This is a genomic window from Sphingomonas sp. SRS2 (assembly GCF_000971055.1).
Classification (GTDB): Bacteria; Pseudomonadota; Alphaproteobacteria; order Sphingomonadales; family Sphingomonadaceae; genus Rhizorhabdus.
The window spans coordinates 1-244 of record NZ_LARW01000074.1 but is presented as its reverse complement, the minus strand read 5'-3'; the positions used below and the strand labels follow the sequence as shown (position 1 = coordinate 244).

Sequence of the window (244 nt, the reverse complement as noted above, 5' to 3'; positions counted from 1 at the left end):
CGATCCATCCGGGCGCATCTGCGATGTCATTTTCCCAATCGCCGGCAAGGACAAACTGGCGGCGATCATCAAGGAAAGCCAGGCAAAGGGCGCCTTGGATCGGCGGATCTACAAGGGGATGCGGAGGTCATGGGCCAAGCATTATCGCCGTATGCTGCCAAGCCTGCTTTCGGCACTGGAGTTCCGGTCGAACAACGCCGTGTGGCGTCCGGTGCTGGCGGCCCTGGACTGGATCAGAAGCAAA

General features: G+C 60.2%; 1 protein-coding gene. It reads left to right on the top strand.

All coding sequences use genetic code 11. The annotated features are described in order from the left end of the window. On the top strand, positions 1-244 hold a 244-nt coding region (locus WP12_RS08535), incomplete at both ends, for a hypothetical protein (RefSeq protein WP_046193294.1).